The 18,066-nt window shown below is 56.7% G+C and carries 17 protein-coding genes; 10 read left to right on the top strand and 7 right to left on the bottom strand.

Annotation, left to right across the window (positions count from 1 at the left end; genetic code table 11):
* The 3 genes from ACTG34_RS05215 to ACTG34_RS05205 form a co-directional block, all read right to left on the bottom strand.
* Nucleotides 1-1,060, bottom strand: a 1,060-nt coding sequence (locus tag ACTG34_RS05215) for a TolC family protein (RefSeq protein ID WP_439103937.1), incomplete at its 3' end; no start/stop codon positions are given.
* The gene (locus tag ACTG34_RS05210; RefSeq protein WP_439103936.1) at nucleotides 1,057-1,707 is read right to left on the bottom strand and encodes a hypothetical protein; all 651 of its coding nucleotides are present in this window, start codon (nucleotides 1,705-1,707) and stop codon (nucleotides 1,057-1,059) included. The genes ACTG34_RS05215 and ACTG34_RS05210, both read right to left, overlap by 4 nt.
* A complete protein-coding gene (locus tag ACTG34_RS05205; protein WP_439103935.1) occupies nucleotides 1,707-4,379 on the bottom strand; it encodes a cadherin domain-containing protein in 2,673 nt (890 codons plus the stop codon). Before ACTG34_RS05205 ends, ACTG34_RS05210 begins: the two co-directional genes overlap by 1 nt.
* A 649-nt stretch (nucleotides 4,380-5,028) precedes the next feature.
* On the opposite strand from ACTG34_RS05205, the gene ACTG34_RS05200 reads away from it, so the two are divergent.
* The 9 genes from ACTG34_RS05200 to ptsP all read left to right on the top strand — a co-directional run bounded on the left by ACTG34_RS05200 (nucleotide 5,029) and on the right by ptsP (nucleotide 13,008).
* Complete coding sequence (locus ACTG34_RS05200; protein ID WP_439103934.1) at nucleotides 5,029-5,322, top strand: MarR family transcriptional regulator; 294 nt, start codon at nucleotides 5,029-5,031, stop codon at nucleotides 5,320-5,322.
* A gap of 8 nt (nucleotides 5,323-5,330) precedes the next feature.
* A complete protein-coding gene (locus tag ACTG34_RS05195) occupies nucleotides 5,331-5,912 on the top strand; it encodes a hypothetical protein (protein WP_439103933.1) in 582 nt (193 codons plus the stop codon).
* 94 nt (nucleotides 5,913-6,006) lie between these two features.
* Nucleotides 6,007-6,300 carry a hypothetical protein gene (locus tag ACTG34_RS05190; RefSeq protein ID WP_439103932.1) on the top strand — a complete coding sequence of 98 codons (294 nt, stop codon included), beginning with the start codon at nucleotides 6,007-6,009 and terminating at the stop codon, nucleotides 6,298-6,300.
* Between the two features lie 188 nt (nucleotides 6,301-6,488).
* On the top strand, nucleotides 6,489-7,709 hold the full coding sequence (locus tag ACTG34_RS05185; protein ID WP_439103931.1) for a 3-deoxy-D-manno-octulosonic acid transferase: 1,221 nt from the start codon (nucleotides 6,489-6,491) through the stop codon (nucleotides 7,707-7,709).
* Between the two features lie 94 nt (nucleotides 7,710-7,803).
* Entirely contained in the window at nucleotides 7,804-8,289 is a 486-nt protein-coding gene (locus tag ACTG34_RS05180; protein WP_439103930.1) for an NUDIX hydrolase, read from the top strand.
* Between the two features lie 111 nt (nucleotides 8,290-8,400).
* Nucleotides 8,401-8,916 carry a DUF1178 family protein gene (locus tag ACTG34_RS05175; RefSeq protein ID WP_439103929.1) on the top strand — a complete coding sequence of 172 codons (516 nt, stop codon included), beginning with the start codon at nucleotides 8,401-8,403 and terminating at the stop codon, nucleotides 8,914-8,916.
* Nucleotides 8,917-9,038: 122 nt separating this feature from the next.
* Nucleotides 9,039-10,274: an aspartate kinase gene (locus tag ACTG34_RS05170; protein WP_439103928.1), complete on the top strand. Its 1,236-nt coding sequence runs from the start codon at nucleotides 9,039-9,041 to the stop codon at nucleotides 10,272-10,274.
* Between the two features lie 74 nt (nucleotides 10,275-10,348).
* Complete coding sequence (locus ACTG34_RS05165) at nucleotides 10,349-10,567, top strand: DUF6500 family protein (protein WP_439103927.1); 219 nt, start codon at nucleotides 10,349-10,351, stop codon at nucleotides 10,565-10,567.
* Between the two features lie 191 nt (nucleotides 10,568-10,758).
* Nucleotides 10,759-13,008 (top strand): phosphoenolpyruvate--protein phosphotransferase, encoded by a 2,250-nt coding sequence (gene ptsP, locus ACTG34_RS05160; protein WP_439103926.1) that lies wholly within the window; start codon nucleotides 10,759-10,761, stop codon nucleotides 13,006-13,008.
* A 6-nt stretch (nucleotides 13,009-13,014) separates the two neighbouring features.
* Here ptsP and ACTG34_RS05155 read toward each other — a convergent pair whose 3' ends face one another.
* The gene (locus ACTG34_RS05155; RefSeq protein ID WP_439103925.1) at nucleotides 13,015-13,791 is read right to left on the bottom strand and encodes an EcsC family protein; all 777 of its coding nucleotides are present in this window, start codon (nucleotides 13,789-13,791) and stop codon (nucleotides 13,015-13,017) included.
* A gap of 46 nt (nucleotides 13,792-13,837) precedes the next feature.
* Nucleotides 13,838-14,329: a GNAT family N-acetyltransferase gene (locus tag ACTG34_RS05150; protein WP_062219698.1), complete on the bottom strand. Its 492-nt coding sequence runs from the start codon at nucleotides 14,327-14,329 to the stop codon at nucleotides 13,838-13,840.
* Nucleotides 14,330-14,443: 114 nt separating this feature from the next.
* Here ACTG34_RS05150 and ACTG34_RS05145 point away from each other — a divergent pair, with 114 nt between their 5' ends.
* A complete protein-coding gene (locus ACTG34_RS05145) occupies nucleotides 14,444-15,025 on the top strand; it encodes a flavin reductase family protein (protein WP_439103924.1) in 582 nt (193 codons plus the stop codon).
* Here ACTG34_RS05145 and ACTG34_RS05140 read toward each other — a convergent pair.
* Entirely contained in the window at nucleotides 14,980-16,077 is a 1,098-nt protein-coding gene (locus ACTG34_RS05140; protein WP_439103923.1) for a Hint domain-containing protein, read from the bottom strand. The two genes, ACTG34_RS05145 and ACTG34_RS05140, sit on opposite strands and share 46 nt — an antisense overlap.
* Nucleotides 16,078-16,275: 198 nt before the next feature.
* Nucleotides 16,276-17,883 (bottom strand): SulP family inorganic anion transporter, encoded by a 1,608-nt coding sequence (locus ACTG34_RS05135; RefSeq protein WP_439103922.1) that lies wholly within the window; start codon nucleotides 17,881-17,883, stop codon nucleotides 16,276-16,278.
* Nucleotides 17,884-18,066 lie beyond the last annotated feature (183 nt).

Raw genomic sequence — 18,066 nt, 5'->3', positions numbered from 1 at the left:
TTTCCATCTCGGCCAACCTGCGCTCTGATTGCGCCTTGCGCTCCAATAGCAAACCGCGCCGCTGCGCGCCTTTTTGCGCCGTGATCCGCGCAAGTTCGGTGTTTTTGCGAAGCGCATCGCGGAGCGCCTCCGCCTGTTCACGTTGCGACATGTGCCGCGCGGCCAACGCCGCCGCACCCGCATCTGTGGCCCCGCCATCATAGACGTTGAGATCCACTTTCACGCCGAAATAAACCGAGGGGGTATCATCGGCATTGCTCACTGTTGCGACCAGATTTGTTTGTGGCTTTTTGTTCGACATCACCGCTCGGCGATCCGTCTCGCTCAGATCCGCTTGCAACTCCACTGCGCGAATACGCCATGCGGGCGCGCGCGCAACATCCCCCTCGCGCAAGCGCGCATACAGATCGGAATGCGCGCCTGGCACTGTTAGGTATTGATCCAGCTCCGCACGGGCCAAGTCACGTTGCAACGTGAAATCGAGCCTGTTTTGTCGGGCCTCCGACAGCGCCGCCTCAATGTCGAACATGGTCGAGTTCGTGACAATGCCGCTCGCATAGGCACTTGTGATCAAATCCTCACGCGCGCCGTATTGCGACAACGCCCGATCAATTTGAGCGATGGACCGGTCTGCGCCGCGCGCCTGAATTGCGGCCGAAACCAAGCGGAACAACACATCATCTGCGGCAAGGGCATGGGCCAAAACCGCACCCTCAACTTGCAAGGTGGCACCGTCAACTTGCGCGTCAAACCGCCCGCCGTCAGAAAGCACTTTCGATGCAGAGGCATTGACGACTGCGCCGGCATCTGTGTCGGTCTTCGTGCGCTCCCCTCCCGCGCCGAGCGAGGCGCCAACCTGCACAGAGCGGCGCGCGGCCACGGCGTCCAGATCACGTTGCGCCGCACGCACCGCAAAACGCGCTGATTTCACCTCGGGTGCGGTCAGAACCGCGCGCGCTAATGGCGTCCCTGTTATCTCGACATCACGGGTATCGGTATGGGGCGCGGGCGAGATCGGCGCACATGCCGACAGCATCAACGTCAAAACGATATATCTCATCTGCGTATTTCCAACCGCAAAGACGCCATGGTTTGCGAGGCCCGCCGCGTTGCCTCAATCGCAATCGTCGCATGTTTAGAGACTGAGAATGCACCTCGTACATAGCCAAATGGCTTGGTCGAGAATTGCCGTTCTTTGATGTTCCATGAGCCAAGCGTAAAGGTTTCGTAGGACTGCGAAGCCAAGAGCCCGAGCCCCGCTTGCACCGAAACCGCGCCTCGTTCGATCTCACCAAAGGCGCGGCCCGCCGCAAACAGGCTTGTGCTTTTGATCGTGATTGGCTCGACAAACACCCCTGCCCCGTCTGGCATGGAATAGCGCGCGTAGCTCACGCCTGCCTCACCGCTCACACCAAACGATAGATGGGGTCCAACCTCGTACACGGTGCGCTGTGCCCCGACGCCGAGGGTCCATTGTCCGGTCAAGCGGTCACGATCTGCGCGCTCGGCGCCCTCGGACCCGTCGTCCGATTCTGTATCAAACAACGGCCCCACAATGTCGCCATAGCTCGCGGTGATCACGTCGAGATAGGCGTGCGTGCCGCCAAACCCGTATAGATCCCACTCGGATGACCAAGCGGGAGCAGAGAAAAGGAAACTGGCCACCCAAAGGGCAGCCAGTTTTTTGTTGGTTGTGATGGAGCGCATCAGACGGTTTGATCGCCCGTGTAAGCGTTCAAATCATCGCCCATGAACGCTGCGATATCTGCGGCGTCGCCATAGAGGGCATAGAGACCATCGTTATCCTGGACGTAGCCCGTTTCGGCCCCCTCGGAGTTCGTGAAAGTGCCCGTGAAGTCACCATCGAAATCAATCGCATCACCGCCGTCGACCAACGCGCCGAAATCATCGACTGACACGCGAACGATTGGGGTGTCGTCGAGAGTATTGATCAACTGAACACCCGTGATGCCGCCAAATCCCTCCTCTGCGAGAGCGTCCAGCACCTCAGCATTCGACATATCGCTCATGTCGAGCATGTCCACATTATAGACAAAGCTAAAGAGGTCGGCGGCGCTATCAGGCAATTCGCCTTTCAGACCCAATTCGTACATGCCAACGTTGAATGACACGGCGTCCTCGCCATTGGCCTCGCCAAAGAGGTTCAAGTTCATACCTGCGCCAACCCCGCTTGTGGTGCCTGCCGCAAGGCCCGTGACTGCGTAGTCTTCTAGAATGCCGCCGACCAAGCCAACGGACTGCGCATCAAGTTCTTCCTCTGCGGCTACGGCAGCGTCATACGCGTCTTCATCAAATGTGCCATCCACCCAAACAGCATCCCAAAGCGCGTCGACGTCTCGCCATTCGGCGTCATTCTCCAAGACCGATTTCACGTTCCCGAGAATACCCGTCAGGGTATTGTCAAAATCGCCAGTCAACGCGAGGAAGCCATATTCGTCGTCGGAGTCCGACTGCGGCAGCGTAATTTGAATGCGCTCGCCGAGGTTGGCATCGCCCGTCTCATGAGAAATCTGCAACACCGCCTCGTCACCCACACTGAAGGTCAGATTGTTAAATCCGCCAGTGATCGCCCACGTGTCGGTGTCCATGATATCGAACCCCTCAACCGCATCGATCAAACCCTCAACAGATGTTGGGTTGAAATTGGTGAAACTCGCGGACAATGTCGCGCCGGTTGCCCAAGACGCCGTGATGCCTGACGATGTGACTGCCAAATCTGGATCATCATCGCCCACAGCGGCGTTAAACGTTTCGATTGCACCCTCAACGCGATCGGCAAAGCTGCCGAGCTTTTCTTCGCTTGCCGCGACTTCGGCTTTGAAACCCTCAATGCCGTCCATAACGTCTGCGCCGACCTCAACTTCTATAAGGGGTTCGGCGAATGCCTCACCGAATGAGACCGTTCCGCTTTCCGTGTTGCCCTGTTGGTCGGTGAGAGTCACAACAACCTCAATATTCGCGCCGAGATCATCCTCGGTCACGGTGTAGCTGCTGTCCGTTGCACCCGCGATATCGTCGCCATCACGCGTCCACTGATAGCTGTGGCTCGCAAAATCGCTCGCATCGCCGCCGTTGATCGTGTTGTCGTCGTCGGTGAACATCCCGTACAACTCGTCACCGTCCGCGACTGTCAGGGTATCACCTATAAACGAAAAGTCGCCTCCATCCGCGTCGTATTCGCCTTCCGTTGCCTCATCAACACCAGTCGCGGTGACCGTCAACGCCCTGGTCACGGATTTACCGCCCGCATCCGTGGCGGTCACGGTGATGTCATAGGTTTCTTGCTCTTCGAAATTCAGCTCGATACCATTGACAAGGTATAGATCGCCACCACGGGTAATCGTGAATAGGTCAGCATCGGCCCCGCCCAGCACGTAGGTGAACGCTTGTTCAGCCCCGTCCGCGTCTGTGACAGTCAACGCCCCGATGAACGCGCCCGATTCGTTCTCTTCGACGGTTGCGTTATCCAACGTGACATCTGTCGGCGCATTGTTCGCAATGAGTGCGGCAACATCCGCATCAGCGGCATCAAGGCCACCCATGTCGTATTGACCTGCCACCGCAGACGCACTCGAAAACGCATCCACTGTGTTTGCAGGGTTCAGATCCTCGACCGCATCAATGGCTTCGGCAACCTCCGCGACCTGAGCCGCGACTTTTGCCACGACATCCGCATCCAACGTACCCGCCGCCTCAAGCGCACCAGAGGTCAACGCTGCGGCGTCAAATTCTGTTTCGCCCGCCTCGGCAGCCGCCGTGACTTCCGCAATGATCGCGTTGAACGCGGCCGTAAGACCCGCACCCGCAGCTGCATCACCATTTGCCTCAAGCGCGGCACCAACGATTTGCGCGGATGCCATGATGGACTGTGTGACCTGCTCATAGGCAAGCGCCGCAGCCGGATCGACATCGTCACCGTAGGGGTTGAATGTCGCGAAATCTGTATCAGTCGGGAGGCCCAACGCCGCTGCAAGCGCCGCCGTATCGCCCGCATCCAAAGCTACACCGGTGAGCGGCGTGATGACGCCCGCATTCGGGCCCGCTTTCATCGTCAGGCCCGCTATGATCTGACCAGACGAGCTATCAATCGTGTTCTCATCCGTGGTCACAACGAGGGTGTAGCCATTGGGGTTGTCGATGGAATATCCACCGTCACTGCCTGTGCGTGCGGATGCCTCGCTATCTTGGTGAATGCGATCACCGTTTTCGTCTGCAAAGACCAATGCGTTTGCAAGCGGACCTTTGACAACGTTGCCGATAACGGGGCCACCAGAGCCACCAGAGCCATTAGAATCCGATCCACATGCGGCGAGCGCCAAAAGACCGAGCGGGGAGAATGTGCGGATACGTGTGGTCATAAACTGTCCTTACTATAACAAGAGAACCCACCTGCGATGACGCAGACGGGTTATGATGGATCGGAAAATGCGTGGCGTGAGGCGATGCGCGAGGGACGTGAGGCGGCAGCGTCGGCACAGATCAAAGAGTGCGCAAAAAACGCCGCCAGATCATGTTCAACACCGCAATCCATAGTGAAACCCTCAAAAGTAGCGCATAAAAAAACTATCGTTACTTAACGTAACACCAAAGTGTCTTTTTGATCAATGTAGAAAAAGACGGGATGCGCCATACGAAACGACGAAAACTGATTGCGAATTAGCTGTGGTATGGTGGGTCAAAATTGCCCCCCACATCGCGCAGACTATTTCGAGATGCGGGGGTGCGGGACACCTGTTAAACATGTAACCGCCACTGTTGTTTATAAAACAGCGATTGAAACAAAACCATTCTACAAAGTCTAAATATTGGACTTTTAACGCCGCCGCACCCCGAAATCCCGCAGTACTTTATATATCTTTTGGATATAAAAACTATCTTTTGGATAGGTAGCCGTCCGGATTTATGCACCGTATGTTAACGCCCTGCTGGCCTACAATATCTGACAAGCCCAGATGCCACACGCCGCGACCCAGTGGCTGTAATTACTTCAAACAAGGCGCCCATAGTATGAATACCTCGCTCGCACGATTGGCCGATCTGAAACGCGTCCTGTTGGGAATGGAACGCGATCTCGGATTGCAATCGCTGGCCGAGCCAGAGCGGTTGATTTTATGCGCAGCAGCCTTGCAAGATGCGGGCGACATTGAACTGTCTGTTGCCGCTCTTCAGGAGCATCAATTGACCGTAGGGTTGCCGCGCAGCACGTTCTTTAAGGCCCTGAAAACGCTGATATCCACGGGGCACCTCACCAAAGTCGGGCCGTCAAAGCGGTCAGGATACACGCTCACCACCCGCCAATAAGAAATACGATGCGCCCTCTCCAATCCCTCACCCTCGTCGAACACCTGATAGGATTTGGCGTGGCTGCGGCTCTGTATCTATTGAGCTTTCAATTTGTCGTGCTCATCGCCCAGCCCATTCAGAACCTGATGGAGCATACAGGGTTGCTCTACGGCAGTTTGATCTTTTTGCCACATGGCGTACGAATCCTGATCGTCTGGCTCTACGGATGGTGGGGCGCGCTCTATCTCATACCAATCGCCCTTTTGACATATGGTCCTGGCGACAGAGGAGTCGCAATGACATTAAAGTCTATTGCTCTCGCCATTGCAGGGGTTGGGGCAACAGTCCTTGGATTTCTCGTCGCGAAACACCTCGGCGTCCTATCATTTTCGCGGTCTTCAAATAGCGTATCGTGGAAGGGGCTGTTCTTTGTCGGCGCAATCGCCGCAGGGTTTAACGCCTGTTTTCACTGGTTGCTTTTGCCCAACCCGATCTCGGGTGACATGAGCGCCATTTTCGTCGGCGACATCCTAGGCCTCACAGTTATGATGTTCGGCCTCATGCTGGCGTTCAAAACACTTCGGGCGGCGGGACGGCTGATCAAATAGACATCCGCCGGTCGCATTTGCATTCGCGCAACAGGTGCGCCCGTTAACCATTTTCAACTTGTGGTAACGCCAAAAGCGCGCGACACTTTATCATATGACGCACTATGACCCTTCATATACGCTCACACTGGTGGTTCACGCCCGCAACGCTGCGTTGTTTATGACGCTCTCGGCGCCTGCGATGCAGCGGCACGCGACGATGAAAACCGTGTGCAGCACTAACGACCTCACACAAGCCTTACCATCGCGCGAGCGCGATGTCATTTTGCGGATACTGGACAGCTGTAGCCACTACGCAGAGCGCCAAGATTTAAGTCTGGCGGAGTCTGCTGAACGCATCGGCATGACGATGACACAGGCCTATCTGAGCCGCGCCAACGACCAATAGACAGCGCACAGGGAAAACGCGCCGCACCGTTCTTCTTGCCAAAATACCCCCCGTCCGCGTATGGCTAAGCGTCGTTTTATTTCCTGCTCTTGAAAGTTGCTTTGCTCGTATACCGCGCCCTCCTGACGCTTATCTCGCCGTTCCTGGTGATGGCGGCCCTCGTGCAACTCTTGCGCGGGCGCTTGTCTATGTCCGGCCTCACCATGCGGTTTGCGCGCGGTGTCGCATTTGACATCCCAAAAGACGCGCCGCGTTTGTGGCTGCATGCTGCATCAAACGGTGAGGTAACATCGGCGCGTAGTCTGATCGACGAGGCGCTCGCCCGCGATCCATCGCTCCACGTGATCGTCACCACCAATAGTGAAACAGCGCGCGCACTGGCCACCGCGTGGGATATGGCGCGTGTTCATCCATGCCTCGCACCCCTCGATTTTCGCGGTGCGGTCACACGGTTTTTGAATGCGGCCGCCCCATGTGCGCTCATTGTGATTGAAAACGAAATGTGGCCAAACCGGTTCAACATCTGTGCTGCCCGTGCCATCCCTGTGATCGTCGCAGGGGCGCGCATGTCCGATCGCTCGGCCAAGCGCCATGCTCTTTTGTCATCGGTCTTGGGCGGGACACTGCGTACAACATTAAACGCAATCACAGCACTTGCGGCCCTAGACGCTGAATCCGAGCAACGATTTTTGCAGATGGGTTTCCCCTCACAACGCCTCTTGCCGCGCATGAATTTGAAAAGTGGTGTCTCGTTGGGGGCGGCTGACCCCGATGCGCTGACCCGTTTCCAATCGGCGTTTGTTCGTGATGAAACGCTTCTCGCGGCGTCCACCCATGAGGGCGAGGAGAGAATTGTCATCGCCGCATTTTGCGACATCTTGGCCAAACACCCCAAGGCCCGTCTCATCCTTGCCCCACGCCATCCGTCACGGCGCAATGAGGTATGTGCTTTGCTCGACAAAGCCGGATTGCAACACGCCAGCCGCGCGCGTGCAGATGCGCCGGATGCAACCCCCGTGTACCTTGCGGACACGCTGGGCGAAATGGCGCTTTGGTATCAACTTGCGGGGTGTTGTTTTGTCGGCGGCTCATTGGTCGAGCGTGGCGGGCATACCCCCTTTGAGCCTGAGCAGTTCAACAGCGCGATCGTACACGGCCCGCATGTTTCCAACCATATCCTTGCCTATCGCGCTCTGAATGCGGCGCAGGGCGCGGTTCGCGTGCACGACACCCAATCTCTGGCCTCCGTATGGGACAGCATGCTAGCCTATCCGCAGCAAATGAACGATCTGGCACAGGCCGCCCACCACGCGCTTGATCCATTGCGCATGTCAAGCGCAGGCTATGACGCCTTTTGGAGCGCCCTTGCACAGGCAACGGATCGCACCCAATTTGCGCGCAAAATCTAGCATGAGCGCGCGTTAACTTGCAAAAAGGCTTTCGCCTGTACAAAAGATGCGGTTAACTCCGTCAAAAGCAGTCAGAGCATCCTAAGAGCAACTAATGGCCCTCATGTCGCCGATCAAAACCAAACAACGACGCCTCAAACTGGGCAACACCCCTAAAACGGGTGTGCGCACACAATTCGGCGCGCTGTGCTGGCGGATGAATAACGATACATTAGAAGTGCTGTTGATCAAGTCCCGCAAACGCAAACGGTGGATCATCCCCAAAGGATGGCCCATGCACAAAGTGACACCTGCCGAGGCCGCCGCAACAGAAGCATGGGAAGAGGCCGGCGTGAAAGGCGTCCCATCCGAAGTGTGTTTGGGCATCTATTCCTATAAAAAGCTACGCGCGCCTGCCGCGCCTCCCCTGCCGTGCATTGTGGCCGTCTTTCCATTTGAAGTGACAGAGATCCACGATGCCTTTCCCGAAAAGGGTCAGCGCAAACGCAAATGGATGTCGCCCGCCAAAGCGGCGTCACGCGTTCCATTCCCTGAGCTTGCCCAAATTATTCGTCACTTCGATCCGCGCACACTCAATTGAAACTGCTCGATTGTGCCTTTGCATGCGCACCACACGCCCTATATAAAATTGGGCGGGCGACTTGCGCGCGCCAAACCGCACAAACCCGTACATGAGGCATCACACGCTCACATGATCCGCTACACACTCAAATGCGAGAATACTCACAGCTTTGACAGTTGGTTCAAATCCGCGGACGGATTTGACGCGTTAACTGCTGCGGGTCAGGTGAGTTGTCCGATGTGCGGATCGTCCAAGATCAGTAAGGCGCTTATGGCGCCCCCAGTATCCAAAGCACGACCAACAGGCAGTGAGCAGACCGAACAGGTCAGCACCGCGTCCAATTCCGCCCCGCAAAGTATCGCGACCGATGTAGTGCCAAGCACGACTTCCGATCAACGTCCGAGCCCGCTAAGTACGCCAAGCACGGACACCGAACGGGCGATTGCGGCCATGCGCGATCATGTCGAGCGCCATTCGGATTACGTGGGCCTCGAATTCTCCAAACAAGCGCGCGCCATGCACGATGGTGATGCCCCAACACGCGCCATTTACGGCGAGGCAAAGCTCGAAGATGCCAAGGCCCTTTTGGAGGATGGTATTGCCGTCATCCCGTTGCCTTTCACCCCCAAACGCAGCACCAATTAGCCCGCCTTCCGAACGACATGTGTCATGTAAAAAATGTGGGGAAATTATCGGTTGGCCTTGCCCTTTGCCTCCCGCGCTCTTAAAGAACCACAGATCATTTTGACGGGGGAGATGAGGCGCAAATGCCAGTTCTCGTGATGAAATTCGGCGGCACATCTGTCGCCACACTCGATAAAATCAAGCGCGCTGCAAAGCGCGTTGGTCGCGAGGTGGCTAATGGCTACGACGTGATCGTCGTGGTCTCTGCGATGTCGGGCGAAACCAATAAGCTTGTCGGCTATGTCAACGAGACCTCCCCAATGTATGATGCGCGTGAATATGACGCCATTGTCTCCTCGGGCGAGAACGTGACGGCGGGCCTCATGGCCTTGACGCTTCAAGAAATGGACGTGCCGGCGCGCTCGTGGCAAGGGTGGCAAGTGCCGCTCAAAACCACCTCCGCGCATGGCGCCGCCCGGATCGAAGAGATCCCGACCGACAACATCACCGCCAAGTTTGGCGAAGGGATGAAAGTGGCCGTGGTCGCGGGATTTCAGGGGATCTCCCCAGAGGGACGCATCACCACGCTTGGCCGTGGCGGATCAGACACAACGGCTGTGGCTTTCGCCGCAGCTTTCGATGCGGAACGCTGCGACATTTATACGGATGTGGACGGCGTTTACACCACCGACCCGCGCATCGAGAGCAAAGCGCGCAAGATGGACAAGATCGCGTTCGAAGAGATGCTGGAGCTGGCATCTTTGGGCGCGAAAGTGCTTCAAACCCGCTCCGTCGAACTTGCCATGCGCTACAGTGTTAAGCTGCGCGTCCTATCGTCGTTCGAGGAATATGACCCCAATGCTGGCACATTGATTTGTGCCGAGGAGGAAATCATGGAAAACAAACCTGTCTCGGGTATCGCCGCATCCCGTGAAGAAGCGAAAATGACCCTCGTATCGGTGGCTGACCGCCCCGGCATCGCCGCCGCCATCTTTGGCCCCTTGGCAGATGCGGGCATCAACGTGGATATGATCGTTCAAAACATCTCCGACAATGGCGAGACGGACATGACATTCTCCTGTCCAACCGATCAGGTCGCGCGGGCGAAATCGGCACTTGATGCTGCAAAGGAAAAAGGCGCCGTACAATTCGCTGAATTGTTGTGCGATCCGGATGTGGCAAAGATTTCCCTTGTGGGCATCGGCATGCGGTCACAGTCAGGTGTCGCGGCAAAGATGTTTGACGTTCTGTCCAAAGAGGGCATCAACCTCAAGGTTATCGCCACCTCGGAGATCAAAATTTCCGTTCTGGTCGATCGCAAATACACCGAGCTGGCCGTGCAATCGCTGCACGATGCGTTCGAGCTCGATAAGGTTTAACACCTGTTCGAGCAAAACGGTTCAAGGCCTCCGATGTCAGTCGGGGGCCTTTTCTTTTTAAAAGGCTCCAACAGATGCGCCAGAGCTTACGCGACAAAATCATCCAAGTGTGTGACGCAAAAATTGCCGCCAAGGGCGAAGGTGTCGGCCTGTCTTTCTACGCGTTTTTTGCAAATAAGAACGACGATCCCGTACGGCTCATGGAAGCGGCGACATGGTGGATAGAGACACATGGCCTCGACCACTTCGTTAAAGCCGTGACCATTCGCCAAATGGTGCGTGACGGCAAATAATGCCCCTCGCGCCCGCAGCATTTTCTCGCACCTGCAGCGGCAACTGTCGGAAAAATATGCAATTTCATGCTCACAGAAGGGCTGCATACCCTTTTGGGTTGATTTGCACTGGCCCCTGCCCTCATTTGTGCTCTAAACGAACCGACCCACTCTAAAAAGTGGAGATACATAATCAGGGACGACAGGGACATATGCCAGACAGCCGAGAAAGTGATAGCCGAAAGCTACTCGGTCGCCTGCGCGATACGCTGGCCGAAGATACGGGCAGCCAGGAGCGTCTGGACCATATCACCCATCTGATCGCCGATAGTATGCGCACCGAAGTGTGTTCCATCTATCTGTTTCGCGATGATGACACCTTGGAGCTGTGCGCAACCGAGGGCCTCAAGGCCGAAGCGGTCCACCAGACGCGGATGCGTATCGGTGAGGGGCTTGTCGGGCGTGTCGCGCGCTCCAAGCAAACCATAAACACCGCTGATGCGCCGTCAGAGCGTGGATTTCGCTACATGCCTGAAACCGGCGAAGAAATCTATTCCTCGTTCCTTGGTCTGCCGATCCAACGCCTTGGCGATACGCTTGGTGTGTTGGTCGTTCAGTCCAAACAAGCGCGCCAGTTTTCCGATGATGAGATCTACGCCCTCGAAGTGGTTGCAATGGTTCTGGCCGAAATGACGGAGCTGGGCGCATTCGTCGGCGAAGATTCCGCCTTTGGCATTCATACCCATCCGGTGCTGTTTCGCGGCGCGACAGGCCAAGAGGGCGTGGCGGAGGGCAATGTCTATTTGCACGAGCCACGCGTGGTTGTCACAAACCCTGTGGCTGACGACCCTGACAAAGAGACGATACGTCTCAACGAGGCGGTCGACACATTGAGATTGTCAGTTGATGACATGCTATCGCATTTGGAACCCAACGAAAAAGATCAACGCGAGGTCTTGGAAACCTACCGTATGTTCGCCAATTCACGCGGATGGATGCGGAGGATGGAGACCGATATTGCGCGCGGCCTTTCCGCCGAAGCCGCCGTGGAAAAGGAACAATCGGTTGCCCGCACCCGCCTGTCCGCCTCGTCCGATCCCTACATGCGCGAACGGCTTCACGATCTTGACGATCTGTCCAACCGCTTGCTGCGCATCCTCACGGGTCAGGGCCACGAGACTGGCGCGGAAATGCCCGAGAACGCAATCTTGATTGCGCGCAACATCGGGCCCGGTGAGTTGCTGGACTACGGGAAAAACCTCAAGGGCATCATCTTGGAGCAAGGCTCCGTGGGCAGCCACGCCGCAGTTGTGGCGCGCGCATGGGCGATCCCGCTTGTGATCCATGCCGACCGGATCACCACCGAGGCGCTCAATGGCGACCACGTCCTGATCGACGGCGACCAAGGTGTGGTTCACTTGCGGCCCGAAGAGAATGTTGCCCGCGCCTTTCGTGAGAAAATCGCAATGCAGGCACAGGCGGTTGAACGCTATGTCGGGCTTGTGGACCTTCCGGCCGATACGATCTGTGGCAAGCGGATTAACCTACATATGAATGCGGGCCTTATGGCGGATCTGCCCTCTTTGGCCTCCTCTGGCGCTGAGGGGGTTGGCCTGTTTCGGACTGAGCTACAGTTCTTGATCCGTAACAAAGTTCCACGCCGCGGTGAGCTGGCGTCTTTGTATGGCCGTGTCATGGACGCCGCGCGCGGCAAACGCGTGGCCTTTCGCACACTTGATATCGGGTCCGACAAAGTGCTGCCGTATATGAAGCCACAAGACGAGCCGAACCCCGCGATGGGGTGGCGCGCGATCCGTGTAGGCCTAGACAAGCGCGGCGTGATGCGGATGCAGCTACAAGCGCTCATTCGCGCCTGTGCCGGCCGTCCGCTTACAATCATGTTTCCCTTTGTGGCTCAATTCGAAGAGTTCCGCGCTGCAAAAGCCATGCTAGAGGCCGAGTTGGTCAGCGAGAAACGTCTTGGGCGGGTTCTCCCGACCGAGGTCGAAGTGGGCGCAATGTTGGAAACGCCATCGCTTGCCTTTGCTCCAGATCAGTTTTTTGAAGAAACCGATTTCATCTCCATCGGCGGAAATGACCTTAAACAGTTTTTCTTTGCGGCCGACCGAGAAAACGAACGTGTGCGCCGCCGCTATGACACGCTCAATGTGTCGTTCTTGACGTTCATCCGTCAAATCGTCGAGCGCTGTAATGCCCACGGAACGCCCGTCTCGTTTTGCGGTGAGGACGCAGGGCGCCCTGTCGAGGCGGTGGCATTGGCCGCGATGGGTGTGCGCACCTTGTCAATGCGCCCCGCCTCCATCGGTCCGGTGAAATCGGTTTTACGCAAAGTTGACCTTGATCGGGTGACGTCCCTTGTGGACGAGGCGGCAGCGCGCGGCGATCAATCGGTGCGTTCCGCAATCGTGGCCTATCTCGCCGAAAGCGGCATCGCGGTTTAGGCGGCCCTACAAAGACTTATAGGCGACAGCCAACCGCGCCTTGAGCGCGTCGAACGGTTCGGCGGAATCCTCCGCCATACGCATCATACCAAACGTCACATGCGCCATATCCTGATAATACGCGGTATAGGCGTAGTTGGTCGCAGCGCCGGCAACCGCGCCCAACACAGGTACGGTTTGCGTGGCCAGCTTTTGCCCCAAAACGATGGAAAAGCGCGGCGCGACTTTTGCAATAATCCCGCTTAGGGTTGCACCCGTCAGCGTGGTGCGTGCCGCTAGAAATCCTAGATCTGCCCCATCATCATCCGCCAACGGCCCTGCGGCGGCGAACACCTGAATACAGGCCTTGCGCACATCATCGCGGGTCGGGTCAAACCCGTATTCCTCTGCAACCCCCTGAATTGCATGCAACAAGACGGTTGTGGTGACCGGCAGTTCGGCAAGGGCCGTAGGCAAGCCGCCCGCGCCACCAACCGCCCCCAGACCTGATGACACCGCACGGCTCAACCATCCGCCTGCCGTGTAGCCATTGGCACGCGTGCGCGCCGCGCCGTCAAATGCCAATTCCAAGGCCGACAATGTTGCGGCCTCCAATCCACCGCGCACCGGTTTGGGCAATTTACCGAATAGCCCGTCTGCGGTCCCGCCCACGAGATTCAAAAGCTGCATACCGGGGTTATTGGCGCGTTTGAGTTTGCGCGCGAGATCGGCAATCGCCGCATCGGTTGGCGCTTGTAAGACAGCATCGGGGCCATGAGTGAGCGCGGGTGGTTTGTGTTTCATATCGGATATGTGGGGGTGCGCGCCACGTTTGCCAAGTCAGACAGGGCTAAATCGCTTTTTGAACGTCGCCTATGACGCCGTCCCACGCACCATCAACCAATTCATATCCCAATACACGCTCAGGGTTTGTGGGCGGCGGCATATCGACGTGATCCAGCTTTTCAAAGCCAAAGCGCGAATAATAAGGGGCATCGCCCACAAGCAAGACACGCTCCCACCCAAGCGCACCGGCGCGCGCCAAACTGTCGGTCATCAACAATCCGCCAAGTCCCTCACCTTGCCGCGTCGGGTGAACAGCAATTGGTCCAAGGAGCAAGGCCGTAGCCCCCGTATCCCCAATGCGGATCGGCCAATAGCGAATGGCAGCGGCCAAAACCTCGCCCTCGTCACGCGCCACGATGCATAAATCCGTCACACGGCGCACGCCGTCACGCAAACGATACGACGACAAAAGCTCGCGCCCGGGCGCAAAGCACGTATCATAGAGGTATTCCACCTCCCAATAATCATCCGCCGTTTCGACGTCGATATGATACACCGCTTTCCCCTTTCCAGACCCACCGCACCATCGTGCGCGGAGATTGTTCTCGAATTCCTGCTAGCATGGCACTAAGTGAGGGGCAACGCAGCACCGAAGAAAGAGAGCCGTCCCATGTTTTATCGCCCCCAAGATGGCCACAGCCTACCGCACAATCCGTTCAACGCAATTGTCTCCCCGCGCCCGATCGGATGGATTTCTACACGCTCCGCAGGTGGTCACGACAACCTCGCGCCCTACTCGTTTTTCAACGCTGTAGCCTACGAGCCGCCACAGGTCATGTTTGCCTCATCGGGCCGCAAAGACAGCCTGACGAATGTTGAGGAAACGGGGGTATTTTGCATCAACCTCGTTGGGGCGGACGCTGCGCATGTTATGAACCTGTCCTCTGCACCGCTTGCACATGCCGAAGATGAATTCGCCCATTCTGGTGCCGCTAAAACCGAATGCGCACGGATTGCCTGTGCACGTGTTGCTGATGCCCCCGCAACCTTGGAATGCAAGGTGACACAAATTGTACCCCTTGAAGGGGCAAATAATCACGCAGTGTTCGGCCAAGTTGTAGGCATTCACATCCGCGACGACTGTATTGTCGACGGCCGCTTCGACGTCGTGAAAGCGCGGATGCTATCGCGTCTTGGCTACCGCGATTACGCCGAAGTCAAAGAGGTGTTTGAACTGGTGCGCCCTGAGTGAGGGCCTCCCTGACACAGCAGCTGATTGTTCTTGCAATGACGCGCGGCGAGTTTGCGCCCGAGTGAGCCAGTGACCAGCGGGCGAACAGGTGGAAAATGCGTGTCATGCGGATCGATATTCGCGAGGGACAGACGGTCCACCAGCGTCTCGTACTCAATAGATTTGCGTGCCTGAGGCCCCAAGAACAAGCTCTCACACGCGGCTCCGTTAGCGATCAGAATTTCGTGCGCGTCCATTAAGATGTGAAAATACTGTAGCTCATCTTGATCGGTCACCACCGAAACCCCTTCCAACGCCAAAAGGTGCTTGGCGGCGACCAGAACCTCGAACTGTCCAAACATGCGTAGCGCGATTTTTGACGCCACCAGAACCCTATGCTGTGGCGACACACATAAATCACGCTGTGGCGTGCCGCCGCCCAACGCGCCTGATTGTATCCGGATCGGCCGGATATTGGGGTTGGCCAACACCGTGCCCTTGTCCACGGACGTCTCACCAATCCATTTGACCTGACGTAGTCCGTGATCCAACGTCATCACATGATCGCCCTCTCTCAAATCCTCGACACGTACCTGTTCACGGTCACGGCCCTCAATCAGCGTGCCACGGGCAAAACACACAATTTCAATTTGGTTGTTAAAAGTGGAGATGACGGCGGCATCACTCCCCGCCACATCGATCAGACTTCCAGTTCGAATTTCCTCAACATTCAAATCGCCATGCGCGTCATTGGGAATAATGAAATACCGAACATCGCTACCGTTCGAAACCGTTAGAAAGACCGCGGACAAGTTACTTTCCATACCGGGGTCAAAACTGGATTGGCTCCCGTCCCCCTCGACAAAACGACCGCTACTACTCGGTTCTTGAATGCGATCAATGCTATAGGCGATGCCGCCAATAAAAATCGTGTCCCCCTCATCAAATTCACCATCGTTCAGGTCGCTCGACGTTACGTTATCGACAACACCCAAAAGGTTGCCCGCCGCCACCGAATAGGTGGTGTCAGGACTGATCCCCGTTACTTCGATGAGGTCATAAATCGTCGCCATAAACGTGTGGTGCCTTGGGTCAAAAAACCTAAACTGGTCAAGGATGCGGGACTCGATTTACGCATCAGCTCCAACCGTGTCGCAAAACACTTTCAACATCGTGAATAGCGGCTATTTATGTTAAAATTCATAGATTTTCCTATAAAAAAGGCCTCCCGATCGGGAGGCCTTTTGCGCACTATTTGCTTAAGACGGCCCTTAGTGACCCGCGCCCAAAACACCTGTGCGCACTTGGTAGTCCGTGGCGATCTCATAATCTGGATCATCATCACTATCGACCATCAGGTGGCCCGCATTGGTCAGCAGGTTGTGACAGTCATGACTGAGATGGCGCAACTGGATTTCCTTGCCTGCCGTTTCGTATTTGAGCGCCACGGCCTCAATCGCGGACAGCGCGGATTGGTCGGCCACACGGCTATCGGCGAAATCAACAATGACCATCGACGGATCGGCGGCGGGGTCGAACAACTCTTGGAACCCTTCAGCAGAGCCAAAGAACAACGGCCCTTGGATTTGATAAACCTTTGCACCTTCGGGTGTCTCATAGGTCTTGGCGTGGATACGCGAGGCGTTTTGCCATGCGTAGGCCAATGCCGAGACGATCACGCCCACGACCACCGCAATCGCGAGGTCTTCGAGCACAGTCACGACCGTTACGAGCACAATCACAAAGGCGTCCGTGCGGGGTACCTTGCGCATGACGTTGAACGAGTTCCACGCGAACGTGCCGATCACCACCATGAACATCACACCGACCAATGCGGCGAGCGGGATTTGTTCGATCAATGGCGAGGCGACCACGATAAAGGCCAACAAAAACAAAGCGGCAGCAATGCCGGAGACGCGCGTGCGGCCGCCCGATTTCACGTTGATCATCGATTGGCCAATCATCGCACAACCGCCCATACCGCCAAAGAAACCCGTGACCACGTTGGCCGCCCCCTGAGCGATACACTCTTGGGACACGCCGCCGCGTTCGCCTTTGATTTCGCCCACGAGGTTGAGGGTCAAAAGGCTCTCAATGAGGCCAATGGCCGCGAGGATCAGCGCATAGGGAAAGATCACCTCGAGCACGGACAGGAACTGCGGCAGGCTGTCGAACATCGGCACGGCGGGGATGTGGAATGTCGGCAGACCGCCCTTAATGGCGGCCATATCGCCCACACGCGGCACCGGCAGATCAAAGGCAATCACGACAATCGCAGTGACCAAAATCCCCGCAAGCGGCGCGGGAATGATGTTGGTCACCTTGGGCAGGAAATGGACAACGGCCATCGTCAGACCTACGAGAACAAGCATGATCATCAGCGGACCACCCGACATAAATGAGTCCGATCCGGGCTGTTTAAACTGTGTCATCTGAGCGAGGAAAATCACAATCGCCAAACCGTTCACAAAGCCGAGCATCACAGGATGCGGCACAAGTCGGATGAATTTGCCCAAACGGAACACACCCGCAAGCACTTGCAAAATGCCCATCAACACAACAGTGGCAAAGAGGTATTCAACGCCGTGTTCGGCCACGAGAGCCACCATAACAACCGCGAGCGCACCAGTGGCACCCGAAATCATCCCGGGACGACCGCCAAACACAGCAGTGATCAGCCCGACCATAAAGGCCGCGTAAAGCCCCACAAGCGGGTGAACGCCCGCGACAAAGGCGAATGCAACCGCCTCAGGCACAAGGGCGAGCGCTACGGTCAGGCCCGACAAAAGTTCGGTTTTGAATTGCGAGGGCGTCAATTTGGTATCGCCGCCAGAAATAGATAGGTTCTTCGCAAAGGATGCGAGAGCAGATTGAATCACGGGAATTCCCCAATGTTTGGATATGTGCGTTTGCCCGCCTTCTAACGCGTGTGAGCGCCAAAGGCAAAGGGGCAGGCATTGCCTATGCCGTCACGTGGTGGATGCGACACAGCGCGCACCTAAATCGGCCTTGCACCCCGCATGAGCACACCGCACACTCGCATCAACGGACGAACACCAGAT

It is taken from the genome of Celeribacter marinus (genome assembly GCF_965656515.1).
GTDB classification, from domain to species: Bacteria; Pseudomonadota; Alphaproteobacteria; order Rhodobacterales; family Rhodobacteraceae; genus Celeribacter; species Celeribacter marinus_D.
This window is presented reverse-complemented; position numbering and strand designations above follow the sequence as displayed.